This window comes from Pseudomonas sp. F3-2, from assembly GCF_038804275.1.
Lineage (GTDB): Bacteria > Pseudomonadota > Gammaproteobacteria > Pseudomonadales > Pseudomonadaceae > Aquipseudomonas.
Genome location: NZ_CP152388.1, coordinates 3,262,302 through 3,289,239 on the forward strand (window position 1 = coordinate 3,262,302; position 26,938 = coordinate 3,289,239).

Sequence of the window (26,938 nt, forward strand, 5' to 3'; positions counted from 1 at the left end):
TTCAGCCACCCTTCTTGCGTTGTTGCCAGGCGGCCGCCAGACCGCTGAGACAGATGATCGCGATGCCCGCCTGGGCAGTCAGCGACGGCGCGTGGTTGAACACGATGAAACCCCAGAGCCCGGCAAAGACGATCTGGCAATACCCGAACGGCGCCAGCAGCGCGGGCGCGGCAAAGCGGAACGCCTGAGTGAGCATCAAATGCGCGACCATCCCGCAGGTGCCCAATGCCAGCATGAAGGGGATGTGTCGCCATTCCGGTGACTGCCAGAAGAACGGCACGATGGCGCTCATCAGCAGGCTGTTGAACAGCCCGGCGAAGAAGTTGCTGGTGGTCGGGCTGTCATGCGCCGCGACCAGTCGCGTCAACAACTGATAACAGGCAAAGCACAATGCCGATCCCAGTGGCAGCAGGATCGCAGGGGTGAACAATTCGCCGCCCGGGTGCACGATCACCATCACGCCGCCGAACCCCACCAGCACCGCGATCCACTGTCCGCGGCTGACGGTTTCCTTGAGCAATGGCACCGACAATGCCGTCACCAGCAACGGGGCGAGGAAGTTGACCGCGGTCGCCTCGGCGATCGGGATGAACATCAGGCCGCTGGTGAACAGCAGACTGGTGCCCAGCAGACACACTGCGCGCAGTGCCTGCAGGCCGGGCTTCTTGGTGCGCAGCACGCGCAGCCCGGACGACGGCATGAAAATGCACGCCATCAGCGCGGTGTGCACGACATACCGAATCCACACGACCATCATGATCGGGTAGATGCCGGAGAGGTATTTGGAGAGCGTGTCGTGACTGGAAAACAGAAAGGTCGCCAGGACGATCAGTGCGATCCCCTTGAGCGGCTGGTTGACGCCGGAGAGCGGCGTGCTGGTGGTACTCATCAGCTTTCCTTTGGCCTTGCGTGAATGCGTGGTCAGTCCGTTGCCTCTGCGAGCATCTGGCCAGACGTTAGAAGAATATAGAAGGAGTCGTCAGATAACCAAACAAACCTGAAACATCGAGTCGTTTTTCTGACCGCTCGGTGACGCTTTCATCCACCTTTTCAACCCGCCTGGCGCCACGCGCAGGCCGGTGTCTCTTTTCCGCCGCCCTGATTTCACGCAGACTGCCGCTCTGGACAGCTCGGGATCGGGGACAGCGTGGATCGTATTCAGGAAATGAGCATTTTCGTGGCCGTTGCCGAAGGTCCCAGCTTCGCCTCGGTTTCACGTCGTCTGGATTTGTCCACGGCCACCGTGACCCGTGCCGTCGCGCAACTGGAAAGCCGGCTGGGGACCTTGCTGGTGGTGCGCACGACACGCCAGTTGCGGCTGACCGAATCCGGCCTGCGTTTCGCCGAAGATTGCCGGCGCCTGTTGTCGGACCTGCACGAGGCGGAAAGCTCCGCTGCCGGCATCCATGCCACGCCCCATGGCCAACTGACGATCACCGCGCCCCAGGTCTTCGGCGACCTGCACGTCACGCCGATCATGACCGAGTACCTGACCGAGCACCCGCAGGTGCAGATCCGCGCGTTGCTGATGGACCGCATCGCCGCCCAGCTGGAAGAAGGCATCGACGTGTCGGTGCGCATCGGTCAGTTGCCCGACTCATCGCTGACTGCGATCCGCGTCGGTCAGGTGCGGCGCATGGTCTGCGCCTCCCCCGCCTATCTCGCCGCCCACGGCACGCCGATGCACCCCCATGAACTCGTCCAGCGCGAAACCGTCTCCGTGGTGATCACCGGGCGCAGTGTCGACTGGGGTTTCAATATCGACGGCCGGGTGCAGGATGTGAAGGTGCAGTCCAGACTGGCCATGACCTCGTTCACCGCCTCCATACACGCTGCCGTCGATGGCTGGGGGCTGACCCAGGTGCCGTCTTACCAGATCCGCAGCCGACTGCAATCCGGCGCGCTGTGCCCGGTGCTGGAGTCCTTCGAGGTCCCGCCGATGCCAGTCTACGTGGTGTACGCCGAAGGACGTCGCGGCTCGTCGAAAGTGCGCTCTTTCGTTGACTTGTGTGTCACGCGCCTGCGGGCGGATCTGGACTACGCGGTGACCGACCAGTGAACGGCGCTGCTGTGCGCGCCGCCGACGGCTGCGCGGATGCCCTCGGGCAAAGGTCTGTAAGGAACGACAAAGGATGATCGATGGATAAGTTGCTGGCACTGAAAATGTTCGTGGAAACCGTCGACGCCAAAGGCTTCTCGGCAGCCGCCCGGCAACTGGGCGTGGCGACGTCAAGCGTGACCCGGATGATCGACTCGCTCGAGTCGGAACTGGGCACCGTGCTGTTCAACCGCTCGACCCGTCAGGTCACGGTGTCCGACGCGGGCGCGGCGTACTACCAGCGGGCGCGCAAGATACTCGATGACGTGGCCGACGCGGACGCGACCGTGACGGACACCGACGAGGAGCCTTCCGGGCCGCTGCGCATTTCAGTGCCCACCGCCTTCGGTCGCCGGATCATCGCGCCGCGTCTGGGCATGCTCATGGCCCGCCACCCTCGCCTCGAACTCGACATCACGCTGACCGACAACATCGTCGACCTGTTTGCCGAACGCGTTGACCTGTCCATCCGGCTGGGTGCTGCAGCGCCCATGGATGGCGTGGTCTCGCGCACGCTGGGTGAGTTCCGTCGCCGCGTGATTGCCAGCCAGGCGTACCTGACCGATCGGGGCGAGCCGCTGAAACCTGCGGATCTGGCCAGCCATGACTGCCTGCGTTTCAACTTCGGCAGCCCTCAACAGAGCTGGAATTTTCTGTCGATCGAGGGCGAGGTCCGGGTGCCGGTCAGCGGCCGCTTCAAGAGCAACAACGCGGAAGTCCTGCGCGAGATGGCGAAGGCTGGCGGAGGTATCGCGCTGCTGCCGGACTGGCTGATCGACGAGGATATCGCCGACGGCGCGCTGATCGAATTGTTCGAACACAGCCCGGCCTACCCGGACAACGCAGTGGGCCAGATCAGCGCCCTCTATCTGCCGAACCACCGTGGGTCCAGGCGGGTCAAGGCGTTCATTGCGTTCATGCACGAGATCCTCGCTCGCTGAGCCCTTGCAGCCTGCGCAATGGGCTTTTGCGCAGGCGGCCGATTCTCCCGGCAACGCATGCGCCGTAACGTGGAGGCCATCACACACCTTCCACGCAACACGCATTCGAGACCACGACCATGAAGCTCTTCACCCCGATCACGCTCGGCCACCTGACCCTGAACCACCGCGTCGCGATGGCGCCGCTCACCCGCTCCCGCGCAGGCCAACCGGGCAATGTGCCGACGCCGATGAACGTCGAGTATTACCGTCAGCGGGCCAGCGCGGCACTGATCGTCACCGAAGCGACGCAGATTTCCCCGCAGGGCCAGGGTTATGCCTGGACGCCCGGCATCCATAGCGCCGAACAGGTGGCCGGGTGGAAGCAGGTCAGCGACGCGGTGCATGGCGAAGGCGGCAAGATTTTCCTGCAGCTGTGGCATGTCGGCCGGGTATCGCATCCCGTGTTTCAGCCCGGTGGCGGCTTGCCGGTCGCGCCAAGTGCCCTGCCCGTGCCTGGCAAGACATTCATCCTCGACGAACAGGGCCAAGGCGTCTGGGGCGATGTCCCGGTCCCGCAGGCACTGACGATCGAAGGCATCCAGGCGATCATCGCCGATTATCGCCGCGCCGCTCGCAACGCAATGCTCGCCGGAATGGATGGCGTGGAAATTCATGCGGGCAACGGTTATCTGCTCGATCAGTTCATCAACTCGGCCAGTAACGTGCGCGACGACGCTTACGGTGGCTCTATCGAGAACCGGGCGCGGCTGGTGCTCGAAGTCACTCGAGCGGTGATCGATGAGGTCGGCGCGCAGCGGGTGGCCGTGCGCCTGACGCCGATGGGCCGTTTCATGGGCATGGGCGACGACACCCCGGAAGACACCTTCAGCTACATCGTTCGCCAGCTCGATACACTGAATCTGGCGTATCTGCATCTGGTGGAGCCGGCAATGGTCGGCACCGTGCGCGACGAGCAGTTCGATCCGCGCTGGGACGTGATCATCAAACGTCTGCGTGCCGAGTTCAAAGGCCCGCTCATGCTGGCTGGCGGCTACGACCAGCAGAGCGCCGAACAGGCTCTGCGGGATGGGCGCGCCGACCTGATCGCCTTCGGCCGCCCCTTCATCGCCAACCCGGATCTGCCCGCCCGCCTGCGCGGCAATCACCCGCTCAACGCGGCCGACAGCGAACGCTTTTTCGGGGGTGATGCGCAGGGCTATATCGATTACCCGGCGATGGCGTAATCGCGGTCCGGGCCAGTTCTGAACGTCATGATTGTCTGCCGTGCAACAGCGCATGAGTGGAAGCCGGACAATCTCGCGCTTTTCATCAACTGCGATGATTTGCCGTATCGACAATCAGTATTTCTGGCCCGTCAACCCGATGACTAACATGACCCCATCAGCAAGCCATGCCCTGTCTGCGTGCTCAAACGGACAGGTGGGAGCCCGTCATGAAATATGCACTTTTTGCCGCACTTTCCCTGTTCAGTGTGTATGCCTCGGCCAGTGACTCAGCTGACGCTGCAACGTCCAGCAGCGCAGCGAGCCCGGCCACTCAGTACGATTACACGCAGGATCTGGACATTGCGAAGGTCGTGCGCATCAGCAACGCCAACGCCGGCGCCGACCGCTGCGGCCCGGTGAAGGCGCAAATGGAGTACCTGGACAGCAAAGGCGTGACGCACAAGCTGGAGTACACACGCCTGGGCGACACTTGCGAAAACGGCTGATCTTTATTGAACGACCCGCGTCGCTCAAAGAAACACGCTGACGCCTAGCTACGAACCGACTCCGGGTGCTCGTCGTCCTGCCCCACCATCAACATCAACGCGTCACGCTTGGCCAGCAAATGCTGACGCAGGATGGCGCTCAGGCGTTTGCCGTCCCGGGCCTCCAGCGCCTGGATCATCTCTTCGTGGTCGTGAACCGCCCTGTCCCACTTCGGGGCCTGAAGATTGGAGCGAAAGCGCAGCGCCTGGATGCGCCCGTTCAGCGCCATGTAGGTCTGACGCAACGCCGAATTGCGTGCCGCCTGATTGATCAGGTCGTGAATGGCCCGGTTGCGCTGGTAGTAACCCGACAGGTCGTTCTGGTTCTTGCACACCACCATCGCGTAATGCAGGGCCTTGATTTCGTCCAACTCGTCGGCCGTGATGCGTTCACACGCCAACTCACCGGCGAAGGCTTCCAGACCGCTCATCAGCTCGAACACTTCACGGATTTCCAGTTCCGACATGCGCGCGACACTGGCGCCGCGGTTGGGCCAGATGTCGATCAGACCCTCTGCCGCCAGCACTTTCAGCGCTTCACGCAACGGCGTCCGGGAAATGCCCAGCGTCTCGCACAGTTCACGCTCGTTCAGCTTGGTGCCCGGACCCAGCGTGCCCTCGATGATGAAGCCGCGCAAATGCTCCACCACAGTGTCGTGCAGGCGCTGGCGCGCGAGTTTCGGCAGTTGCCGCACACCCTCCGCAAGCGACGGGAAATCTGAATCTTGCATACAAAATCCTCTCGGCGATGGAGGAATACTAAGACATATTTCCTGATTTGACAGGCGGCTGGTGTGAATTGGCCACATCTACCCATCGATTTGACGCGGCTGAAAGCACTGCTAATGTATTTTGCATTCAAAATACAAAAACAGAGGCGCGCCATCATGAAACTCGATTTCCACCCTGCCGGTCGTCATTTTCTGCAGATTCCAGGGCCCAGCCCGGTGCCGGACCGCATCTTGCGAGCCATGAGTTACCCCACCATCGATCACCGTGGCCCTGAGTTCGGCGAACTCGGGCTCAAGGTGCTGAGCGGCATCAAAAAGATCTTCAAAACCGATCAGCCCGTGATCATCTACCCGGCGTCCGGCACCGGCGCCTGGGAAGCCGCGCTGTGCAACACGCTGAGCGCAGGTGACAAAGTGCTGATGTTCGAAACCGGCCATTTCGCCACGCTCTGGAAGAAAATGGCGGAAAGCTTGGGCATCGAGCCTGAGTTTCTGGGTCGGCCCGGCATCGAAGGCTGGCGCCATGGCGTGGACGCCGGGAAGATCGAAGAACGCCTGCGCAGCGATTCAGCGCATGCCATCAAGGCGGTCTGCGTCGTGCACAACGAAACCAGCACCGGCGTCACGTCGGACATTGCCGCGGTGCGCAGGGCCATCGACGCCGCCGGGCACCCGGCCCTGTTGCTGGTGGACACCATTTCCGGCCTCGCTTCGGCGGATTATCGTCACGATGAATGGGGCGTCGATGTGACCGTTTCCGGCTCGCAGAAAGGCCTGATGCTGCCGCCCGGCATCAGCTTCAACGCCGTCTCGGCCAAAGCCATCGCCGCCAGCAAGGCCGCGCGTCTGCCGCGCAGTTTCTGGGCGTGGGACGAAATCATCGAGATGAACAAATCCGGGTATTGGCCCTACACGCCCAATACCAATCTGCTGTACGGCTTGTCCGAGGCGCTGGACATGATTCTGGGCGAAGGTCTGGACAACGTGTTCGCTCGCCATCATCGCCTGGCGCAGGCCTGCCGCATCGCGGTCAATGCCTGGGGCCTGCCGATCCAGTGCGCCGACCCGGCCGTCTACAGTCCGGTGCTCACCGGCGTGATGACGCCCGACGGCGTGGACGCCGATCAGGTGCGCAAGGTCATTTACGAGCGCTTCGACATGTCGCTGGGCACAGGCCTTGGCAAGATGAAGGGCCGCATGTTCCGCATCGGTCACCTGGGCGACTGCAACGATCTGACGCTGATGGCGACCCTGGCCGGCTGCGAGATGGGCCTGCAGATGGCGGGCGTGAAACTCAACGGCAGCGGCATCGCGGCGGCCATGGATTTCATCGGTTCGCAAGACGTGCCTTTCCGGCGGTAATCAGGCACCTGGGCGGTAATCGGTTTACCGCCTGAAGCCTGCGACGTACACCTGCTCCTGATCTATCCCGACTCACGCGCCTGCCTGGCGCGAACAATAAGAAACTGGAGATAGCGTCATGAAACTGTTTCGCCTGCGCCCTACGAGCATGGTGCTGTTCATGCTCTGCATCATGTATTTCATCACCTACCTGGACCGCGTCAACGTCAGCACCGCCGCTTCGGGCTTCGGCGCTGAATTCGGCTTGTCCAATACGCAGATTGGTCTGGTGTTTTCGGCCTTTGCGTATCCCTACCTGGTCTTTCAGGTCATCGGCGGCTGGATCAGCGACAAATACGGCGCCCGGCGCACGCTGATCGTCTGCGGCGCGCTGTGGGGCGTGGCGACCGTGCTGACCGGTTTCGCCGGCGGCCTGTTGTCGTTACTGGCCGCACGTCTGCTGCTCGGGCTGGGGGAAGGCGCGACCTTTCCCGCCGCCACCGCCGCGATGTCCCGCTGGGTCGCCAAGGAAAAACGCGGATTCGCCCAAGGCATTACCCATTCCGCCGCACGCATCGGCAACGCAGTCGCCCCGGCAGCCGTGGTGGCGATCATGGCCGCCTACAGCTGGCGCGCGGCGTTCTTCGTGTGTGGCGCCATCAGCCTGGTCTGGGTCGTGCTTTGGGCGTTCGTTTTCACCGAGCATCCCAAGGACCATCCGCGCATCACCCAGGCCGAACTGGCGCTGCTGCCGCTGCCCAAGGGCAAGGCGCCGAAAGTCCCGTGGAAAGCGCTGTTCAGGCGCATGTTTCCGGTGACCATCGTGTACTTCTGCTATGGCTGGACGCTGTGGTTGTTCCTGTCCTGGATTCCGCAATACTTCCTGCACAGTTACAACATGGACCTGAAGAAATCGGCAATCTTCGCCTCGGCGGTGTTCCTCGCCGGCGTAGTCGGCGACACCCTCGGCGGCCTGGTCACCGACCGCCTGCTGATCAAGACCCGATGCCTGAAACGCTCGCGCAGCTGGATGGTTGCGGTGTGCATGTTTCTGACCCTCGCGTGCCTGGTGCCGGTGATGTTCGGGCACAACGCTTACGTGTCGATGGTGTGCCTGGCAGGCGGCTTTTTCTTCGCGGAGATGACCATCGGACCGATGTGGGCGATTCCCATGGACATCGCACCGGAGTTCAGCGGCACCGCCAGCGGCATCATGAGCACCGGTTCGGCTGCGGCGGCGATTCTGTCGCCCGTGGTTTCAGGGTATCTGATTGACCGCTATGGCAGTTGGGACCTGCCTTTCGCCGGCAGCATGCTGCTGATGGCCATTGGTGTGATTCTGGCGTTCGGGATGAAGCCGGAACACAAATTCGAGAGCCCGGCCGAGCCTGTCGTCGGCGCCGGGAACGCGCCTGAGCATCCGACGACTTCCGTCGTGGTCAGCAAATGAGGTTAAAGTAACGACGCTGGCTCCGCCGTCCGTTGCCTTCCTGCGAGCGGGCTGTGGAGCGCTTTCCATTCAATAGCATGAAGGAAGTCCCGCGTGAATCCATCGTCTCACCCAGCGAACATTGCCGAATTGATCGTCGACGCCATGCGTAATGGTCAGAAGATCGCCGAGATCCGTCCCGAGTACGTCCCTGCTGATGCCGCTGGCGCGTACGCCCTGCAACGGGAAATCCTGCGCTTGCGTGACGCCACCGTGGGTGGCTGGAAAGTCGGCTCCAAATCCACCTCGGGCGGTCCGATCAACGGCGCGCTGCTGCCGGAAGACGGGCTGTTTGCCAGCGGCAGTCAGGTGGAGTGCGTCGACTACCCTTCGCCCATTCTCGAGCTGGAAATTGCCTTTCGCCTGAACCGCGAATTCGCGCCCCGTGAAGCGCCGTACTCCGATGAAGAAGTCTTGAGCGCCATCGGCTTCATGGGCGCGACCATCGAAGTGGTTTCCAGCCGCTTCGCAGCGTGGCCGAAGGTCGAGCCGTTACTGGCACTCGGTGATCTGTTGAACCACGGTGCGCTGATCGTTGGCGATTTCGTGCCTTACGACGCCAGCTTTCCCTTCGTCGAACCAGCGCTGACTTTTACCTACGGCGACGAAGACATCGTCCCGGGCGACGGCGCCAATCCGGCCGGCGATCCGCGCCGCCTGTTGCCGTGGCTGGTCAATCACCACACCGGCAACGGCCAGCGTGTCACACCTGATCTGGTGATCACCACCGGCTCCTACACCGGCATGTACCAGACCAAAGGCCCCGGACAAGCCGTGGGCGAGATCCGCGGTCTGCCGCCTGTATCGGTGGAATTGATCTGAGGCCCAGCCTCACTGCACAGCCCCGGCGGGAGTGAGCCAACTGTCTGTACGCCCCCTTCGATCAGCGGCCTGACATTCGACGCCTTCCCGGCTAAAGCCGGTCTTACGAACAGCGTGCGGCGTCTGTAGGACCGGCTTCAGCCGGGAAATGGCCTGACGCCAGTCTTACGAACAGCGTGCGGCGTCCGTAGGACCGGCTTCAGCCGGGAAACGGCCTAACGCCAGTCTTATGAACAGCGTGCGTCGTCTGTAGGACCGGCTTCAGCCGGGAAAAGGCCTGACGCCAGTCTTACGAACAGCGTGCGGCGTCTGTAGGACCGGCTTCAGCCGGGAAAAGGCCGGTGCAAGCGGTGGAGACGCAGCGGCCGGAAGTCAGTCTTCGCGAGCGGGCTCGCTCCAACAGTTTTTTGGATTCACCCTGACAGCGCCATACGACCTTGTAGGAGCCCGCTGTCAGGCTTTGTGAACTCACCGAGATTCACCAGAAGCCCGTCACTGCTGAGTCCAATACCCCGGCCGGTTGTACACCTCTTTCAAAAACGCGATGAAAAACCGCACTTTCGCCGGCAGGTAATGTTGTTGCGGGTAGACGCCCTGAATGTCGTAGCTGGGCAGTGCGAACTCGTCGAGCACGGTGACCAGGCTGCCGTTTTCTAATTCGTTCTGGATTTCCCACGTCGACCGCCAGCTCAGGCCCAGGCCACGTTTGGCCCAGTCGTACAGCAGTTCGCCATCGTTGCAATACAGATTGCCTGCCACCTTGATCGCCACCTGCTTGCCGTCGCGCAGAAAGGTCCAGCCACGGTGCTGGCCGCCCTGCAGGTTGAAGGACAGGCAGTTGTGCTCGGCCAGTTCTTCGAGCGTCGCGGGAAAGCCGCGTTCGGCGAAATACGCCGGCGAGCCGCAGACCACGCGCTTGTTCGCGTAGAGCTTGATCGCCACGTAATTGGGGTCCAGGACTTCGCCGATGCGGATGCTCATGTCGTAACCCTCGCGCACCAGATCGACGACGTTGTCGGTCAGGTTGAACGACAGCTGCAGATCAGGAAACCGCGCCTGGAATTCCGGTGCATGGGGCGCGACATGCTGGCGGCCAAAGCCTGCCGGCGCCGATACCACCAAGTGGCCGCGCACACTGCTCTCGTTTTCGCTGATGCTTGCGTCGAGCTCCTCAAATGACTGCAGCACCGACCTGGCGTTCTCCAGGTAGGACTCGCCAGCGTCGGTCAACGTCAGGCCACGGGTCGAGCGGTGAATCAACTTCACCCCCAGACGATCCTCCAGCGCGCTCAGGCGCCTGCCCATGATCACCGGCGTCACGCCTTCGACCAGCGCCGCTGCGGCGAAGCTGCCCCGGGTCGCCACCAGCACATAGCTGCGCACCTCTGTGTAACGATCCACCCGATACTCCTGATACCGACAGAACTGCCAAAAGCAGCCATTCACAAACAGTTCAATTCAAATCACGCTGCTTGCGTACAAAAACTATCGAGTTCAGGAGACTAACAAATGACCATCATGAGAGCTATCGAAGCCGCCGTTCTGGTGATGCGTCGCGAAGGAGTCGATACCGCGTTCGGTATCCCCGGCGCTGCCATCAACCCGCTGTATGCCGCGTTCAAGAAACTCGGTGGCATCGATCACGTGCTGGCCCGCCATGTGGAAGGCGCTTCGCACATGGCCGAGGGCTACACCCGCGCCATCGCCGGCAATATCGGCGTGTGCATCGGCACCTCGGGCCCGGCAGGCACCGACATGATCACCGGCCTCTACTCGGCCTCCGCGGACTCGATCCCGATCCTCTGCATCACAGGACAAGCGCCGCGTGCGCGCATGCACAAGGAGGATTTCCAGGCAGTCGACATCGCCAGCATTGCTGCGCCGGTGGCCAAATGGGCCACGACCGTCATGGAACCCGGCCAGGTGCCGTACGTCTTCCAGAAAGCCTTTCAGCTTATGCGCAGTGGGCGCCCGGGCCCGGTGCTGATCGATCTGCCGTTCGACGTGCAGATGGCTGAAATCGAATTCGACATCGAGGCCTACGAGCCGCTGCCGGTGATCAAGCCACAAGCCAGCCGCAAGCAGATCGAAAAAGCCCTGACGATGCTCAATGCCGCCGAGCGTCCACTGATCGTCGCCGGCGGCGGCATCATCAATGCCGATGCCTCGCAGGCGCTGGTGGAGTTTGCCGAACTGACCGGTATTCCGGTCATTCCCACGTTGATGGGCTGGGGCGCGATTCCCGACGACCACCCGCAGATGGCCGGCATGGTCGGGCTGCAGACGTCGCACCGGTACGGCAACGCGACGCTGCTGGAGTCGGACATGGTGCTGGGCATCGGCAACCGCTGGGCCAACCGGCACACCGGCACCGTGTCGGTGTACAGCGAGGGCCGCAAGTTCATCCACGTCGACATCGAACCGACACAGATCGGCCGCGTGCTGATGCCGGATCTGGGCATTGTGTCCGACGCCGGTGCTGCGCTGGCGATGTTCATTGAGGTCGCTCGTGAGTGGCACACGGCGGGCAAGCTGAAAAACCGCAGCCAGTGGCTTGCCGCTTGCCAGGAGCGCAAACGCACCCTGCAGCGCAAGACCCATTACGACAACGTTCCGGTCAAGCCGCAGCGCGTGTACGAAGAGATGAATCAGTACTTCGGCAAGGACACCTGCTACGTCAGCACCATCGGCCTGTCGCAGATCGCGGGCGCGCAATTTCTGCACGTCTACAAGCCGCGGCACTGGATCAACTGCGGTCAGGCCGGCCCGCTGGGCTGGACCATCCCGGCGGCGCTGGGTGTGGCGAAGGCGGACCCGGGGCGCAGCGTGGTCGCGCTGTCCGGTGACTACGACTTCCAGTTCATGATCGAAGAGCTGGCCGTGGGCGCGCAATTCAAGCTGCCGTACATCCACGTGGTGGTGAACAACTCCTATCTGGGATTGATTCGTCAGGCCCAGCGCAATTTCGACATTGATTACTGCGTGCAGCTGTCGTTCGACAACATCAATGCGCCGGAGCTGGAAGGGTATGGCGTCGACCACATCGCGGTCGCAGAAGGCCTGGGCTGCAAGGCGATCCGCGTCAGCGACCCTGCGCACATTCAGGCCGCCTTCGCCGAAGCCACGAGTCTGATGCAGCGCTACAGCGTGCCTGTTGTTGTGGAAGTCATCCTGGAGCGCGTCACCAATATCGCCATGGGCACCGAAATCAATGCGATCAACGAGTTCGAATCACTGGCGCAAAGCCGTGATGACGCCCCGACCGCCATCAACCTGCTGGACTGATCAGCGCCATCTACCTGCTCAAGGAGCTCACCATGCCACGTGTCTGCGCCAACCTGTCCATGCTGTTCACCGAGCTGGACTTTCTGCAACGCTTCGCAGCGGCCGCCAATGCCGGGTTCAGCGGCGTCGAGTACCTGTTTCCCTACGACTTCAGCTCCGCTCAGATCAAAGCGCAGCTGGACGCCCACGGCCTGACGCAGGTGTTGTTCAACCTGCCTGCCGGTGACTGGGCCAAGGGCGAGCGAGGCATCGCTTGCCATCCGGACCGGGTCGAAGAGTTCTACGCCGGCGTCGACCTGGCGATTGCCTACGCGAAGGTGCTTGGCAATACCCAGGTCAATTGCCTGGCGGGCATCAAGCCGCAGGGCTACGACGATGCGCTCATCGAGAAAACCTTCGTCGACAACCTCAAATACGCCGCCGACAGGCTGCAGGCTCAGGGCATCGACCTGGTCATGGAGATGATCAACACCCTCGATATTCCGGGCTTCTACCTCACCACCACGGCGCAGGCGCTAGCCATCCGCGACAAGGTCGGCAGCCGCAACCTGTCGCTGCAGTACGACATTTATCACATGCAAATCATGGAGGGTGATCTGGCCCGCACCCTGGAGAAACACCTGCCGGCGATTCGGCATGTGCAACTGGCGGACAACCCGGGTCGGCACGAGCCAGGCACGGGCGAGATCAATTACGGTTTTCTGTTCGGGCACCTGGACAGACTCGGTTACCGGGGCTGGATCGGCTGCGAATACAAGCCGCTGACCAGCACCGAGGCTGGCCTCGGCTGGCTCAAGACGCACAATCTGATCTGAACAGGCTCGCGGTCCGCGCGGAAAACTCATTCCTGCAGAACACCGCCCACGACATAACAAGAGGCTTATCGCATGGCTAACATCGGATTCATCGGCACCGGCATCATGGGCCTGCCCATGGCGCACAATCTGCAGAAAGCAGGTCATCGGCTGTTCCTGTCGCGGCACTTTTCCGCCCCGCCCGCTTCGCTGGTCGAGGGGGGTGCCATGGTGTTGAGCAACCCGCGCGAAGTGGCGCAGGAGGCCGAATTCATCATCGTGATGTTGCCTGACACACCTCAGGTCAATGAGGTGCTGTTCGGTGACGATGGGGTCAGCGAGGGCACCGCCGCGGGTAAAGTCGTGATCGACATGAGCTCGATTTCGCCCTCCGCGACCAAGCTGTTCGCAGAGAAAATCAACGCAACCGGCGCGCAGTATCTGGACGCTCCGGTGTCCGGCGGTGAGGTGGGCGCCAAAGCCGCGACCCTGAGCATCATGGCCGGTGGCGAGCAAGGCACCTTCGACCGCGCCCTGCCGCTGTTTCAGACCATGGGCAAGAACATCACCCTGGTCGGCGGCAACGGCGACGGTCAGACCGCCAAAGTCGCCAACCAGATCATCGTCGCGCTGAACATTCAGGCCGTTGCCGAAGCGCTGCTGTTCGCCTCGAAAAACGGCGCTGATCCTGCCCGGGTCCGCGAGGCGCTGATGGGCGGCTTTGCCTCGTCGAAGATTCTTGAGGTCCACGGCGAACGGATGATCAAGGGCACATTCAATCCGGGCTTCCGCATTGCGTTGCACCAGAAAGACCTCAACCTGGCCCTGGAAGGCGCCCGTGAACTGAGCCTGAACCTGCCGAACACGGCCAACGCCCAACAAGTCTTCAGCACCTGCGCAGCGCTGGGCGGCAGTGGCTGGGACCATTCCGGGCTGATCAAAGGCCTTGAGCACCTGTCGAACTTCTCGATTCGCGGCGACCACACAGCGGACTGAGCCACGCCGCCGTGCATCTGGGCCACTCAGATCGCGCCCACAAAAAAGCCAGGCCTCCTTGCGGACTGCCTGGCTTGCTTGTGTTTAAGCCGCAGGTGTTCAGAACACGTTGATCGGGTAATCCGCGATCAGACGAAATTCCTTGGCGTCGCCGTCCGGCTGGTCGCCGTTCGCGGTGTGCCATGCCTGACGCATACGAAGGGACAGGTCTTTGGCCGGGCCCGACTGCACGACATATTTGGCTTCCAGGTTGGTTTCATGATGTTTGCCATCATCGCCATAGCCGGTGTAGGTGGAATTAGACGGCAAGTGCGAACCGTCGATGTCATCACCGTGAACATAACGCACCATGAAACTCAGGCCCGGCACCCCGTAACTTGCCATGTTCAAGTCATAACGCGCCTGCCAAGACTTCTCGCCAGGACCGTTGAAGTCAGAATACTGAATGGAGTTGGCCAGGAAGATAGAGTCGCCGGTGTCGCCCGCCCCGTTATTGCCGAAAGCCACATAGTCGAAAGGGGTATCGCCGTGCACTTTCTGGTAAGCCAGCGTGACCGTGTGGGCAGTGAGGAACGAATAAGCGGCGGCCAACGACCACGTGGTGTTGCTGATATCGCCGGCTTTTGCGGCGCCGGTGTCGTTGGTGCGATAGATATTGAAGTCGAAGTTCACCGACTGATCATCCGTCAACGCCAATGTGTAGTTGGCGTTACCGTAGTACTGGCGCCAGACATCTTTGAGGTCCGAACCATACAGGCTGACCGTCAGGTTATCGGTGATCGCGTATTTGCCGCCGGCGTAATCGATGCTGCTCGCCTCGACGTTGGCGTAAGCCGCCCAGATACCGTGATCATTGTTGGTGGTGATCGGGCCGTTACTGCCCGTGAAGTGACCACCGTCCAGTTCCAGGTTGGCAATGTCACTGCTCAGCAGATTGAAACCGGTTGCTGTCTGAGGAAACAGACGCGAGCCACCGGCGGCAAATACCGGGGCTTGTGGCTGGAGGTTGCCGTAACGCAATTCGGTCATGGAAATGCGCATCTTGAGCGCGCCGCCCGCGGTGCCGTATTCGTCCTGCGGATTGCCATGGCTGTCGACCGGGAGGTTACCGGTGCCGGTGGTGCCGCCACCGCCGTCGAGCTTGATGCCCCAGTAACCATAGGCGTCGACGCCGAAGCCGACAGTGCCTTGGGTGAAGCCGGAGCTGAAGTTGCCAAGCACGCCTTGAGTCCAGTCTTTGCTGTCGTCCTTGGTGTTCTTGTTATCGCGATTGAAGTAGTAGTTCTTGAGATGAACCGTGAGGCTGCTGTCGTCGACGAAGCCCTTGGCCTCGGACTGATCACTGACAACCCCTGCCATTGCCAGCTGACTGACACCCAGCGAAACCGCGAGCGTCACGAGGTTCCATTTCACAAACGTCATTATTATCCCCTGTCTCAATTAAGGCCCAACGTTCCGCAACCCCGTAAGATACGAGGCATCGTTCTGAGTTCAACGAAAGATGAAACGGTGGAATAAGCGCTACGGCAGATGGGCAAAAAAACATCATCGCTGCGGATTGATGACCACGGCAAAACCACAGGCTTTCAGCCCATTTTCGTTATTGTTTGAACAGGCGCTCAGCGCCTTGCTCAGTGTCAGGTTTGCTCCCTTGACCGAGCAACTTTTAGCATTTTTGGGTGGGCCAAATCATAAACGAGTCGTGATAGTCACTATCGATCTTCGTAATAGTTGGATGCGACGATCCAGTGTTACCGTTGTCGGCGATGAAGAACATGACTCAATGGCCTGATGAATCCGCAGCATCAGGCGATCGAATCTTGCTCCACTTCATCATTCCTTTGGTAAGACTTTTTAGCCACCACGCTTTATGTGCGGTGGCTTTTTTTATTAAATTAATATTCATACTGTTTTCATCCAGCGTTTCTTCTCCGGACGCTTTCAGCGTGTCCCGCGCTTGTCTTCCTCAATAGTTGAATAATCGTTGGCTTGCAGAATCAGGCAAGTTTGACGATTGTGCCAAACCACCCGAATTGAATTCACTTACCCTGCCCCACGTCGTATTCCCGACATATCATCTGCGCCTATCGACCCCATAGAAAAACTCTCCAGCGTCGACGCTAACACCTACGTATAAGGGGTAATCCGGTAATAGCGTTGTAATATCACGAACGGGTTCAGTTTAGGTGCAAACATGTTCAATCAGCTTTCAATCGCAAAACGTCTCGGCCTGGGTTTCGGTCTGGTTCTGGCGCTGATGATTCTGGTCACCCTGATAGGTGTTCATCGGGTGGGCCTGATCGAGGCCACGCTGACCGACGTCAGCGAGGACGCGACGGTGAAGGAACGGTACGCGATCAATTTCCGCGGCAGCGTTCATGACCGGGCCATTGCCATTCGGGACGCCGTGCTGGTGCGCAACGATGGCGATCTCGCGACGCACCTGCGCGACATCGAGCGACTCAATGGCGTGTATCAGGCATCGGCCGCATCCATGGAACAGATCTTCCAGAGCAAAGGCGCCACGCCTCAGGAGCAACAACTGCTGGCGAACATCAAGGCCAGCGAACGCACCGCACTGAACGCCACTGAAACATTGTTGCGCCTGCGCCAGCAAGGTGACACCGATCAGGCGCAACGGTTGCTGATGTCCGAGGTGTCAGGCGCCTACAAGGACTGGCTCAACCGCACCAATGCGCTGATCGACCTGGAAGAGGCATCGATCGCCAATAACATTGGCTTCGTGCGGGTCACGGCGGCGCAGTTCGCTTCGCTGATGTTGCTCGCCACCGGCATCGCGGTCGTGCTGGGCATCATTGCGTCGGTGCTGATCATTCGCAGCATGAAGTCGACGCTGGGGGCGGAACCTCACGAAGTTGCTACATCCATCCGTCGTCTGGCGGCAGGTGAACTGACCGACCGCATTGAAACGTCCTACCCCGACAGCGTGATGGGTGCGTTGAAGACCACCCACTCGCACCTCTCCGAGACCATCACGCAAGTGCGCGCGGCGGCAATGGAGCTGATGGGTTCGTCTTCGCAATTGCGCGCCAGCTCCGACAGCAACAGCGAACAGATGCGCCTTCAGGCCAGCGAAACCGAGCATATGGCGACCGCCATCAACCAGATGGCCAGCACCGTGAAGGAAGTCGCCGGTTACGCGGCCAAGGCCGCCAATGCAACGCAGACCGCTGACCTTGAGGTCGAGCATGGCAAACGCATGGTCGAAGGCACTGCGCTGGCGATGGATGAGCTGGCGCAGAAGCTGGAAAGTGCTGCCGAGTCTGTCAGCAAGGTCTCCAACGACAGTCAGTCGATCGAAACCATTGTGGCGGTGATCAACTCCATCGCCGAACGGACCAACTTGCTGGCGCTCAATGCCGCCATCGAAGCGGCCCGCGCCGGTGAGGCCGGACGCGGCTTCGCGGTGGTCGCCGACGAGGTGCGCTCACTGGCGACGCGGACTCAGGAGTCGACCCAGGAAATCCGTAACATGGTCGGACAACTGCAAAGCGGTGCGGGCAAAACGGCGGACCTGATGCGCGAAAGCCGGGAGATGGCGCAGCGCACGGTGGAGCAGACTCACGAGGCGCAGACCGCGCTGGTGAAGATTCGTTACGAGGTGGGCGCGCTCAACGACATGAACGCGCAGATTGCCGCAGCCTCCGCACAGCAAGGCGTGGTCGCCGAAGACGTCAGCCACAACGTCAACCGCATTCACGATTCGGCGCTGGAAACGGCAGTCGGCTCCAATCAGGTCGCGCGCTCGAGTCGCGAGCTGTCCAGCCTGGCCGATGTGCTGACCGAGCGCGTGAGTTTTTTCAAACTGTAAGCCCCTTGTCCGCCGGGCCTGTGACCTGCCCACAGCCCCGCGCGGCCGCCTCGCGAGCACGTCTGGCCTGATTGGACGGCCTGCCGCGACGGCGCTGCGTGACGCCTCGAACCGCCCGGCTGTCCATCCGCCCGCCGCAACCTGCCATCGCTGTCTATACCTGCTACTGCTGACGCATCGTCATCGCCGACGAGCCGCGTCCGGATCGGCACGGCTGATGATCTGCGCTGATTCATTCCGCGACCGCGGGAATAAACCCGCGGTTCGTGACGTTTACCTACCGTTGCCCCACTACCTTCAACCGCAAGGGAGCACACAACAATGACAACGCCTCCGAAACACACCGTCGGATTGCCCACCGCCCTGTTTTTTGGCGCGTGCGTGGTCGCCGCACTGCTGGCCGGAGAGGCCCGCGCCGCCGGGGATGAGTCGCCACCCGCCAAACCGAATTGCCCAAAAGGCCAGGTCTGGGACAGCACGAGCAAGAAATGCGTCATGCAGACCAGCCAGGCGGCGTCGGACGCGGATCGCACTGACTACGCCTACCGTCTGGCCAAAGACGGGCGCTATGAAGAAGCGCTGGCGCTGCTGGATACCCTGAACAATCCCCACACCGCCAAGGCCCTCAACTACCGGGGTTACGCCACGCGAAAACTGGGGCGCACCGATGAAGGCATCGGTTACTACCTGCAGTCCGTGGCGCTGGACCCCGAGTACGCACAGGTGCGCGAATACTTGGGCGAGGCCTACGTGATCAAGGGAAGGCTTGACCTGGCTCAGGAACAGCTCGCGAAAATCGAGACCCTGTGCAGCAAGGCCTGCGAAGAGTACGAAGACCTGGCCGACGCCATCGCACGTGCGGCGGATAAGCCGGCGTCTTCGTGAGCAAGGCCACTGCCACCTGCACGCTGCCGCCAATGCCTCGCTGCCGGGCAGCCGACTGGAGTCCTGCGGCGCTTTCTGGTCTAGTAGCGCTCCAGTCACGATGAATCCGCCAGGACGGATTCCCTTCACACACCCGCTGCACTCTGTTGCCGCACATGATTAAGGTCCTTTTGATGTCTGCCCACCGTATCAAGCAAGCCCTGTCCTGCCTGTCCATGCTGGCATGCCTGACCTCCACTTCCGTCTTCGCCCATGCCCACCTCGAAAGTCAGTTGCCCGCCGCTGACAGCGAAGTCACCGCGCCCAAAGAGTTGCGCCTGACCTTCTCCGAGGGCGTGGAGGAAAAATTCACCAAGGTCGCCATCAGCCTCGACGGGCCAGGCGACAGCACCGAAATCATCCAGACGCAAAGCGTCGCGACCGACCCTGCCGACAACAAGGTGCTGATCGTGACGCCGGCCATGCCGCTGGCTCCCGGCAAATACAAGGTCGAGTGGCACGCCGCCTCGGTGGACACGCACAAGAGCGAAGGCGTTTATCGCTTCAAGGTCACCCCATAACGCCATGCACGATGGACTGATCGCCTGCCGCTTCCTGCATTTCGGCGCTGTTCTGTTGATGTTCGGCATCGTTTTATTTCGACGCGTGCTGTTCGCATCGCCGTTGCGCGCATTCGAAGCAGGCCCGGCGCGGCGCACGGTCGACACGGCACTGACGTGGCTTGCGGCGCTGGCGCTGGTCAGTGCCGTGGCCTGGTTGATGCTCACCGCAGCCAATCTTGCCGATGGCTGGGGAGACGCCATCGACCCACAGACGTTGGCGTTGGTGCTCGGCAATACCTTCTTCGGCCACGTCTGGATCGTCCATCTTGCGCTCAGCGCACTGGCGTTCGGCATCTCATTGCGTGCCAGCACGCTGCCACCCGTGCTGCCGGTGCTGATCAACGCCCTGCTCCTGTTGACCCTGGCCCCCGTTGGCCATGGCGCCATGTTCGACGGCGTGCGTGGGCTGCTGCTGGTGCTCAACCAAATGCTGCACCTGATCGGCGTCGCCACCTGGCTCGGCGGCCTGGCGATGCTCGCCCTGCTGCTGGGCGCACGCTCCGGGGTCGACATGCCGGCGATCCTGCGCCGCTTCAGTGGCATCGGCTACGTGCTGGTGGCGCTGATTGTCGTCACCGGGCTGATCAACGTGCGGGCGCTGAGCGGTGCGCTCTGGCCGGACCCTGCATTTTCCGGATTCGGTCTGGTGCTGGCGGTGAAAACCGCTCTGGTGCTGTGCATGCTGGCGCTGGCCGGGCTGAACCGCCAGTTGTCCCGCGCCGCCGAGCCGCGCCTGCTGTGGTTGCGCGCCAGTGTGTTGCTCGAATGCCTGTTTGGCGCGGCCGCGTTGGGCGCGGTTTCATTGCTGGGCACGCTGCCGCCGATGCTGGCGTGAATTTGAGCGCAAGACTCGGAGTTTCAGCCCGCCGCACCGGCCCTAATCTGTGCCACAACAACGCTTTTGCAGAGGAAGGTCGCCCATGAGCCGCAACAAAATCCCCTCCGCGCCCAGCGCCGAGCACGACCCACGCTGGGCCGCCGTGCTGTCGCGAGACCCATCGGCCGATGCTCGATTCGTCTACGCGGTGCGCACCACCGGCGTCTATTGCCGGCCGAGCAGCGTTTCGCGCCTGCCCCGCCCGGAGAACGTGGTCTTCTTCGACACCCCGGCCCAGGCCGAAGCGGCAGGCTATCGCCCCAGCAAGCGCGCGACGCCAGACCGTACCGACCTTGCCGAACAGCACGTCGCGATTGTCTCCCGCGCCTGCCGTCAGATTGCCGAAGCCGACCAGCCGCCCACGCTCAACGAGCTCGCTGAGCCTGCGGGCATGAGCCCCTGGCACTTTCACCGCGTGTTCAAATCGGTCACCGGCCTCACGCCCAAGGCCTATGCCAGCGCGCATCGGGCCGACAAGGTCCGGACGAAACTGGCGCGGACCGGCACCATCACCGACGCCATGTACGACGCCGGTTTCAACTCCAACAGCCGTTTTTACGAATCCAGCACTCGGTTGCTGGGCATGAAACCCAGCGATTATCGCAAGGGCGGCACCAACGCCGACATCCGCTTCGCCGTGGGAGAATGTTTTCTGGGTGCCATTCTCGTTGCGCAAAGCCAGCGCGGCGTGTGCGCCATTCTGTTGGGCGAAGATCCCGGCCAGTTGGTCAATGACCTGCAAGACCAGTTTCATAACGCCAGGTTGATTGGCGCCGATGCCGGTTTCGAGCAACTGATCGCGCAAGTGGTGGGTTTCGTCGAAGCCCCAGGACTTGGCCTGGATCTGCCGCTGGACCTGCAGGGCACGGCGTTCCAGCAACGGGTGTGGCAAGCGCTGTCGCAGATCCCGCCAGGCGCCACGGCCAGCTACGCACAGATTGCGGAACGCATCGGTGCACCCGGATCGTTCCGTGCCGTCGCTCAGGCCTGTGGCGCGAACCGGCTGGCGGTGGCGATCCCCTGCCACCGCGTGGTCCGCAGCGATGGCGAGCTGTCGGGCTATCGCTGGGGCGTGGAGCGCAAGCGCAAACTGCTGGATCGCGAGGCCGAAGCAAACGTTGGTAACAGCTTGGTTTTTGAGAAACGATAACGGCGGCGTAAGGTCCTGACTCCCGGTCAAAACAAGGAGCAAGGACGTGCCCGCCACTCTTGAGAAAGCGCTCAGCGACAGCGCACCGTCATTCTGGCTGATAGCCGACCAACTCAACGCACGCAACGAAACGCAACGTCTGGATTACATCCGCTCGGGGTTTCCTCCCGGCTGGGTCAAGGCGCTGCGCAACGCCTTCCGCCTGAGCAACGCCCAGCTCGAAGCCTTGCTCGCCACCTCCGTCTCCACCCTCGAGCGACGCCTGCGCCAGCAACGTCCGCTGGATGTGGTCGGCTCCGAACGCCTGGATCGCGTGGCAACCCTTGCCACCCATGCCGCCGAACTGTTCGAAGACCAGAACGCCGCCCGGCGCTGGATGATGACCGCCAATCACGCCCTCAACCAGCAGACGCCGATTGCCCTGTGCGAAACGGAAATCGGCGCGCGTCAGGTGCGTCGCGTACTCAGCGCGATGCATTACGGTGGAGTGGTCTGATGCTGGCCTGGAGAATCTGCAAGCAGAGCGCCATCGATGACTTGTCCGGCCAGGGCGCGGCGGCGTTCGGCGGGCGCTGGAATCATCCCGATCACGCCGCCGTCTATCTGAGCCTGAGCGCAGCCGGCTGTGCGCTGGACAGGCTGATTCTCGGCACCGGTGCGCCTTGTCCCGGGAGCTGTCTTGTGCAACTGCAACTGCCGAACGACCCGCAGCTCTACCGGACGCCGACGCTGGACGAACTGCCTCCCGGTTGGGACGCCCTGCCGGCAGACAGAGCGAGCATGGATTTCGGCAGCGAGTGGCTGGAGCGCCATGACCAGTTGGGGCTGATCGTGCCGTCGGCGACGATCACCCACACGCGCAATCTGTTGCTCAACCCCAGGCATGCCGCCATCGCCCAGATCCGGGTGATGGCGGTCAGCGCCTTCAGCTGCGCCTGATCAGCGCTGGACGTCCACCACCACTCGACCGCGCACTTGGCCTTGCATCAGTTGCTGCGCGGTTTGCACCACCTCGCTCAGACCGATTTCCTGACTGATCAACGGCAACACCGAGAGATCCAGGTCCCTGCCCAGACGCGCCCACGCGTCAAGACGGTCCTGCCGCGGACGCGTCACGCTGTCGATCCCGGCCAGGGTCACGCCGCGCAGAATGAAGGGCGCCACCGACGCCGGAAAATCCATCCCTTGTGCAAGCCCGCACGCGGCAACCGTCCCTCGGTAACGCATGCTTGCGCAGACATTGGCCAGGGTGTGGCTACCCACCGAATCAATTGCCCCGGCCCAGCGCTCTTTCGTCAAAGGCCGGCCGGGTTCGGACAAGGTCGCCCGGTCGATGATCTGCGCAGCGCCCAGTTGTTTCAGGTACTCGCTTTGATCCGCACGCCCGGTGGACGCCACGACCTGGTAGCCCAGCCGGGAAAGAAGCGCGATAGCGAAGCTGCCGACACCGCCGTTGGCCCCGGTCACGAGGATTTCGCCCTTGTCCGGCGTGACGTCATTTTTCTCCAGCGCCATGATGGCCAGCATCGCCGTGTAGCCTGCGGTGCCGATGGCCATCGACTGGGCGGCGGTGAACGCTTCGGGTAGCGGGATCAGCCACTTGCCTTCCAGCCGCGCCATCTGCGCCAGCCCGCCCCAATGCCCTTCCCCGACACCCCAGCCATTGAGCAGCACTGCATCGCCCGGCTTGAACTCGGGGTTACTGCTTTGCTCGACCGTGCCGGCAAGGTCGATCCCCGGCACCATCGGGAACGCGCGCACGATCGGCCCCTTCCCGGTGATCGCGAGACCATCCTTGTAATTCAGCGTGCTGTAGGCGACCCGTACCGTGACATCACCTTCGGGGAGCCGGGACTCGTCGAGGGACGTCAATTCTGCCCGATAACCGTTGTCGTCCTTATTGATCAGAATGCCTTTGAACATGCCTTGCCTCCTATTTAGACCAATCGTCTATAAATACGCCTGAAGAAATCAGCGCGGCAGGCCGCGCAGAAATCCGATGATGAAGGTGTTAAGGGGTTTGTCGCTTTTTACCAGCCGGGCCCGCAAGACCGCGCCTTCCCAGCCAATCCAGAAATACGCCGCAAGTTCAGCACAGTCGGCATGCTGAGGCAGCTCGCCGGCCTGCTTGGCCGCTTCGAAACAGACTTCCAGACGGCGTTGCCAGTCCAGGAAGATGTTCTCCAGCACATCCCGAAAACCTTCCGGCAGGATGCTGACCTCCTGGCCCATGTTGCCCACCAGGCAGCCACACCGGTAGTCGTAACTGGCCATGCTGGTCTTGGAAAACTGGACGAAACCGGCCAGCCGCTCCATGGGCGACAACGATTCGTCGAGCAGCCAGCGATCCAGGCGCTTGGCGAAGAACGCGGCGTAGCGCTCCAGTACGGCAAAGCCAAAGGCCTCTTTGCTGGCGAAATAGTGATAAAACGAGCCTTTCGGCACGCCGACCCGCTTGAGGACGCCATCGATGCCGGTGGCCGTGAAGCTTTGTTCGGTCAAGACCTCGACGCCGCAGCGGATCAAAGCGTCCCGAGTATCGAAGTCGTCGGCCCGCGCGACCTTGGGGGGTCGACCGGGACGTCGTGGTTTTGCGAGGATGTCATTCATGGGATTGCATATTAGACCGACCGTCTATTAAATCAACCCGCCCTGAGTATTTTGTTTCACTGCCCTGGAGACCTGCCGATGATTGCTTGGCCCGACACGCGACTGCTCAAGCTGTTTGGTATCGAACTGCCCATCCTGCAAGCGCCCATGGCCGGCGCGTCCGGTTCGGCACTGGCCATCGCTGTCGGCAACGCGGGCGGCCTGCCATCGCTGCCCTGTGCGATGCTCAGCCCGACGCAGATCCGTGAGGAAGTCGCGCTGATCCGTGCCGGCACCCGCGCGCCGCTGAACCTCAACTTCTTCTGCCATCAGAACCCGGACGCCAATCCTCAGGCCGATGACGCCTGGAAAGCGCTGCTCAAGCCCTACTACGAGGAACTGGGCGCGGACTATGACGCCCCTACGCCGACCTCGAGCCGCGCGCCTTTCGACGATGCCGCCTGTTCGCTGGTTGAAGAACTCAGGCCCGAGGTCGTCAGTTTCCATTTCGGCTTGCCTGACACGAGCTTGCTGCAGCGCGTCAAAGCGACAGGTGCCAAGGTGATTTCTTCGGCGACCACCGTGGCTGAAGCGGTCTGGCTGGAACAACACGGTTGCGACGCCATCATTGCCATGGGGCTGGAAGCCGGTGGCCATCGCGGCATGTTCCTGAGCGATCAGCTTTATACCCAGGTCGGCACGCTGGCGTTGGTGCCTCAAGTCGTGGATGCGGTGAGTGTTCCGGTGATTGCAGCGGGCGGGATTGCTGACAGCCGTGGCATCGCGGCGTCCTTCATGCTCGGCGCCAGCGCGGTGCAACTGGGCACCGTGTACCTGTTCACGCCGCAAGCCAAGGTCACTCGCCTGCATCAGGCTGCGCTGGGCAGCGCGACTGACAGCGACACCGCCGTGACCAATATTTTCACCGGCCGCCCGGCGCGCGGCATCGTCAACCGGATCATGCGCGAGATCGGACCGATCAGTGCAGCGGCGCCGGCATTCCCGACCGCAGGCGGCGCGCTGATTCCACTGCGCAATCAGGCCGAGCCCCAAGGCGACGACGGGTTCATGAACCTCTGGGCAGGTCAGGCCGTGGGCATCAAGCATCAATTACCGGCCGAAGACCTGACCCGGCAGTTGGCGATTCAAGCGCTGGAAAGGCTGGCGGGCGTGAAAAACTGAGGAATACGCGCAGGACAGGCTTCCTTGAGGTGACCACTCGCTATATATTTCGCTGCATAGCGTTTGGCCGGTATCCGGTTGACGTCCCTCATCACCTCATAACAAGCCTACGGAGCCCTCATGCGCGCAACGTCCCTTCGCGTCACGCTTAAATCCCTGGCCATCGCCGCTGCGACCCTGTCGATCGGCACGGCGTTCGCGGACGAAGTCCAGGTGGCGGTCGCTGCCAACTTCACAGCGCCGATTCAGGCGATTGCCAAGGATTTTGAAAAGGACACCGGGCACAAGCTGGTGGCCTCGTTCGGCGCGACAGGACAGTTCTACACGCAGATCAAAAACGGCGCGCCGTTCGAAGTGTTCCTCGCCGCCGACGACACCACGCCGGCCAGGCTTGAAAGCGAGAACGAGATCGTCAAGGGGTCTCGCTTCACCTACGCCGTCGGTACGCTGGCCCTGTGGTCGGCCAAAGAGGGTTACGTCGATGACAAAGGCCAGGTGCTCAAGGACAACGCCTACCAGCACCTGTCCATCGCCAATCCAAAAGCCGCGCCCTATGGCCTGGCTGCCACGCAGGTTCTGGACAAACTGGGCCTGACCGCCGCCACTCAAGCGAAAATCGTCGAAGGCCAGAGCATCGCTCAGGCGTATCAATTCGTGCAGACGGGCAACGCTGAACTGGGCTTTGTCGCGCTGTCGCAGGTGTTCAAGGACGGCAAGCTGACCAGCGGATCGGCGTGGATCGTCCCGGCCGACCTGCATGAACCGATCAAACAGGACGCCGTGATCCTCAACAAAGGCAAGGACAACGCTGCCGCCAAGGCGCTGATGGATTACCTCAAAGGCCCGAAAGCCGCGGCGGTGATCAAATCCTTCGGGTATCAGCTGTAAATGCCACTGGACAGTGCTGACCTGGCGGCCGTCGGCCTGACGCTGAAACTGGCGTCGCTGACCACCGTGATTCTGCTGATCGTCGGCACGCCCATCGCGCTCTGGCTGGCGCGAACCCGCTCGTGGTTCAAAGGCCCGGTGGGCGCGGTGGTCGCCCTGCCCCTGGTGCTGCCGCCTACGGTGATCGGCTTTTATCTGCTGCTGTTGCTCGGGCCGAATGGCGCGCTGGGGCAGTTCACGCAGAGCATCGGACTGGGCACGCTGACCTTCAGTTTTACCGGGCTGGTCATCGGTTCCGTGCTGTACTCCATGCCCTTCGTGGTGCAACCGCTGCAGAACGCCTTTGTGGCGATTGGCTCGCGACCGCTTGAAGTCGCGGCCACCCTGCGCGCCAGCCCCTGGGACACGTTCTTTTCGGTGGTGCTGCCACTGGCGCGTCCCGGCTTCATCACCGGCGCGATTCTGGGGTTCGCCCACACCGTCGGCGAATTTGGCGTCGTGCTGATGATCGGCGGCAACATTCCCCAGAAAACCCGCGTGGTCTCGACCCAGATCTACAACCACGTCGAGTCCCTGGAATATGCTCAAGCGCACTGGCTGGCCGGGTCCATGCTGGTGTTTTCCTTCCTGGTTCTGTTGGCGCTCTACTCCAGCGGCAAGACCAAAGCTGCCTGGAGCTGACC

General features: G+C 62.0%; 26 protein-coding genes. 20 read left to right on the plus strand and 6 right to left on the minus strand.

Annotated elements, in window-relative coordinates; all coding sequences use genetic code 11:
• Window position 1: 1 nt before the first annotated feature.
• Window positions 2-889 carry a DMT family transporter gene (locus AAGQ88_RS14875; protein ID WP_285426183.1) on the minus strand — a complete coding sequence of 296 codons (888 nt, stop codon included), beginning with the start codon at window positions 887-889 and terminating at the stop codon, window positions 2-4.
• Window positions 890-1,147: 258 nt separating this feature from the next.
• On the opposite strand from AAGQ88_RS14875, the gene AAGQ88_RS14880 reads away from it, so the two are divergent.
• The 4 genes from AAGQ88_RS14880 to AAGQ88_RS14895 all read left to right on the plus strand — a co-directional run bounded on the left by AAGQ88_RS14880 (window position 1,148) and on the right by AAGQ88_RS14895 (window position 4,753).
• Entirely contained in the window at window positions 1,148-2,059 is a 912-nt protein-coding gene (locus tag AAGQ88_RS14880) for a LysR family transcriptional regulator (protein WP_285426182.1), read from the plus strand.
• Window positions 2,060-2,139: 80 nt separating this feature from the next.
• A complete protein-coding gene (locus AAGQ88_RS14885) occupies window positions 2,140-3,039 on the plus strand; it encodes a LysR family transcriptional regulator (RefSeq protein ID WP_342652774.1) in 900 nt (299 codons plus the stop codon).
• A gap of 119 nt (window positions 3,040-3,158) precedes the next feature.
• On the plus strand, window positions 3,159-4,265 hold the full coding sequence (locus AAGQ88_RS14890) for an alkene reductase (RefSeq protein WP_342652775.1): 1,107 nt from the start codon (window positions 3,159-3,161) through the stop codon (window positions 4,263-4,265).
• 209 nt (window positions 4,266-4,474) lie between these two features.
• Complete coding sequence (locus AAGQ88_RS14895) at window positions 4,475-4,753, plus strand: DUF2790 domain-containing protein (RefSeq protein ID WP_093458843.1); 279 nt, start codon at window positions 4,475-4,477, stop codon at window positions 4,751-4,753.
• Between the two features lie 44 nt (window positions 4,754-4,797).
• On the opposite strand, the gene AAGQ88_RS14900 is transcribed toward AAGQ88_RS14895, so the two are convergent.
• Window positions 4,798-5,523, minus strand: a complete 726-nt coding sequence (locus tag AAGQ88_RS14900; RefSeq protein WP_342652776.1) for a GntR family transcriptional regulator — start codon at window positions 5,521-5,523, stop codon at window positions 4,798-4,800.
• Window positions 5,524-5,679: 156 nt separating this feature from the next.
• On the opposite strand from AAGQ88_RS14900, the gene AAGQ88_RS14905 reads away from it, so the two are divergent.
• The 3 genes from AAGQ88_RS14905 to AAGQ88_RS14915 all read left to right on the plus strand — a co-directional run bounded on the left by AAGQ88_RS14905 (window position 5,680) and on the right by AAGQ88_RS14915 (window position 9,175).
• Complete coding sequence (locus tag AAGQ88_RS14905) at window positions 5,680-6,885, plus strand: aminotransferase class V-fold PLP-dependent enzyme (protein ID WP_342652777.1); 1,206 nt, start codon at window positions 5,680-5,682, stop codon at window positions 6,883-6,885.
• A gap of 118 nt (window positions 6,886-7,003) precedes the next feature.
• A complete protein-coding gene (locus tag AAGQ88_RS14910; RefSeq protein ID WP_342652778.1) occupies window positions 7,004-8,314 on the plus strand; it encodes an MFS transporter in 1,311 nt (436 codons plus the stop codon).
• Between the two features lie 93 nt (window positions 8,315-8,407).
• Window positions 8,408-9,175 (plus strand): 2-keto-4-pentenoate hydratase, encoded by a 768-nt coding sequence (locus AAGQ88_RS14915; RefSeq protein WP_342652779.1) that lies wholly within the window; start codon window positions 8,408-8,410, stop codon window positions 9,173-9,175.
• A gap of 492 nt (window positions 9,176-9,667) precedes the next feature.
• On the opposite strand, the gene AAGQ88_RS14920 is transcribed toward AAGQ88_RS14915, so the two are convergent.
• Window positions 9,668-10,576, minus strand: coding sequence for a LysR family transcriptional regulator (locus AAGQ88_RS14920; protein WP_342652780.1), 909 nt, complete (start codon window positions 10,574-10,576; stop codon window positions 9,668-9,670).
• Window positions 10,577-10,684: 108 nt separating this feature from the next.
• Between AAGQ88_RS14920 and gcl the strand changes: the two genes are divergently transcribed.
• The 3 genes from gcl to AAGQ88_RS14935 all read left to right on the plus strand — a co-directional run bounded on the left by gcl (window position 10,685) and on the right by AAGQ88_RS14935 (window position 14,250).
• Window positions 10,685-12,460, plus strand: a complete 1,776-nt coding sequence (gene gcl / locus AAGQ88_RS14925) for a glyoxylate carboligase (protein ID WP_342652781.1) — start codon at window positions 10,685-10,687, stop codon at window positions 12,458-12,460.
• A 32-nt stretch (window positions 12,461-12,492) separates the two neighbouring features.
• Complete coding sequence (hyi, locus tag AAGQ88_RS14930) at window positions 12,493-13,275, plus strand: hydroxypyruvate isomerase (protein WP_342652782.1); 783 nt, start codon at window positions 12,493-12,495, stop codon at window positions 13,273-13,275.
• 72 nt (window positions 13,276-13,347) lie between these two features.
• Complete coding sequence (locus tag AAGQ88_RS14935) at window positions 13,348-14,250, plus strand: 2-hydroxy-3-oxopropionate reductase (protein ID WP_342652783.1); 903 nt, start codon at window positions 13,348-13,350, stop codon at window positions 14,248-14,250.
• Window positions 14,251-14,349: 99 nt separating this feature from the next.
• Here the strand turns inward: AAGQ88_RS14935 and AAGQ88_RS14940 are convergent, their stop codons facing one another.
• A complete protein-coding gene (locus tag AAGQ88_RS14940; RefSeq protein WP_342652784.1) occupies window positions 14,350-15,672 on the minus strand; it encodes an OprD family porin in 1,323 nt (440 codons plus the stop codon).
• Between the two features lie 772 nt (window positions 15,673-16,444).
• Between AAGQ88_RS14940 and AAGQ88_RS14945 the strand changes: the two genes are divergently transcribed.
• The 7 genes from AAGQ88_RS14945 (at window position 16,445) to AAGQ88_RS14975 (ending at window position 22,535) form a co-directional block, all read left to right on the plus strand.
• Window positions 16,445-18,082 carry a methyl-accepting chemotaxis protein gene (locus AAGQ88_RS14945; protein WP_342652785.1) on the plus strand — a complete coding sequence of 546 codons (1,638 nt, stop codon included), beginning with the start codon at window positions 16,445-16,447 and terminating at the stop codon, window positions 18,080-18,082.
• 321 nt (window positions 18,083-18,403) lie between these two features.
• Window positions 18,404-18,967: a tetratricopeptide repeat protein gene (locus tag AAGQ88_RS14950; protein WP_342652786.1), complete on the plus strand. Its 564-nt coding sequence runs from the start codon at window positions 18,404-18,406 to the stop codon at window positions 18,965-18,967.
• Window positions 18,968-19,140: 173 nt separating this feature from the next.
• Window positions 19,141-19,527, plus strand: a complete 387-nt coding sequence (gene copC / locus AAGQ88_RS14955) for a copper homeostasis periplasmic binding protein CopC (RefSeq protein ID WP_285426167.1) — start codon at window positions 19,141-19,143, stop codon at window positions 19,525-19,527.
• A 4-nt stretch (window positions 19,528-19,531) separates the two neighbouring features.
• The gene (gene copD / locus AAGQ88_RS14960) at window positions 19,532-20,404 is read left to right on the plus strand and encodes a copper homeostasis membrane protein CopD (RefSeq protein ID WP_342652787.1); all 873 of its coding nucleotides are present in this window, start codon (window positions 19,532-19,534) and stop codon (window positions 20,402-20,404) included.
• A gap of 85 nt (window positions 20,405-20,489) precedes the next feature.
• Window positions 20,490-21,596, plus strand: coding sequence for a bifunctional DNA-binding transcriptional regulator/O6-methylguanine-DNA methyltransferase Ada (ada, locus tag AAGQ88_RS14965; RefSeq protein ID WP_342652788.1), 1,107 nt, complete (start codon window positions 20,490-20,492; stop codon window positions 21,594-21,596).
• Window positions 21,597-21,642: 46 nt separating this feature from the next.
• On the plus strand, window positions 21,643-22,092 hold the full coding sequence (locus tag AAGQ88_RS14970) for an antitoxin Xre/MbcA/ParS toxin-binding domain-containing protein (RefSeq protein ID WP_285426164.1): 450 nt from the start codon (window positions 21,643-21,645) through the stop codon (window positions 22,090-22,092).
• Window positions 22,092-22,535: an RES family NAD+ phosphorylase gene (locus AAGQ88_RS14975; RefSeq protein ID WP_342652789.1), complete on the plus strand. Its 444-nt coding sequence runs from the start codon at window positions 22,092-22,094 to the stop codon at window positions 22,533-22,535. The genes AAGQ88_RS14970 and AAGQ88_RS14975 overlap by 1 nt, the downstream gene beginning before the upstream one ends.
• Here the strand turns inward: AAGQ88_RS14975 and AAGQ88_RS14980 are convergent, their stop codons facing one another.
• Window positions 22,536-23,519 (minus strand): MDR family oxidoreductase, encoded by a 984-nt coding sequence (locus AAGQ88_RS14980; RefSeq protein WP_342652790.1) that lies wholly within the window; start codon window positions 23,517-23,519, stop codon window positions 22,536-22,538. It abuts the gene before it with no gap.
• A 48-nt stretch (window positions 23,520-23,567) separates the two neighbouring features.
• Window positions 23,568-24,206, minus strand: coding sequence for a TetR/AcrR family transcriptional regulator (locus AAGQ88_RS14985; RefSeq protein ID WP_342652791.1), 639 nt, complete (start codon window positions 24,204-24,206; stop codon window positions 23,568-23,570).
• 78 nt (window positions 24,207-24,284) lie between these two features.
• On the opposite strand from AAGQ88_RS14985, the gene AAGQ88_RS14990 reads away from it, so the two are divergent.
• From AAGQ88_RS14990 to modB, 3 genes are all read left to right on the plus strand, one after another.
• Window positions 24,285-25,367: a nitronate monooxygenase family protein gene (locus tag AAGQ88_RS14990; protein ID WP_342652792.1), complete on the plus strand. Its 1,083-nt coding sequence runs from the start codon at window positions 24,285-24,287 to the stop codon at window positions 25,365-25,367.
• A gap of 120 nt (window positions 25,368-25,487) precedes the next feature.
• Window positions 25,488-26,255 (plus strand): molybdate ABC transporter substrate-binding protein, encoded by a 768-nt coding sequence (gene modA / locus AAGQ88_RS14995; RefSeq protein WP_342652793.1) that lies wholly within the window; start codon window positions 25,488-25,490, stop codon window positions 26,253-26,255.
• Window positions 26,256-26,936 carry a molybdate ABC transporter permease subunit gene (gene modB, locus AAGQ88_RS15000; protein ID WP_342652794.1) on the plus strand — a complete coding sequence of 227 codons (681 nt, stop codon included), beginning with the start codon at window positions 26,256-26,258 and terminating at the stop codon, window positions 26,934-26,936. It abuts the gene before it with no gap.
• The last annotated feature ends 2 nt before the right edge of the window (window positions 26,937-26,938 follow it).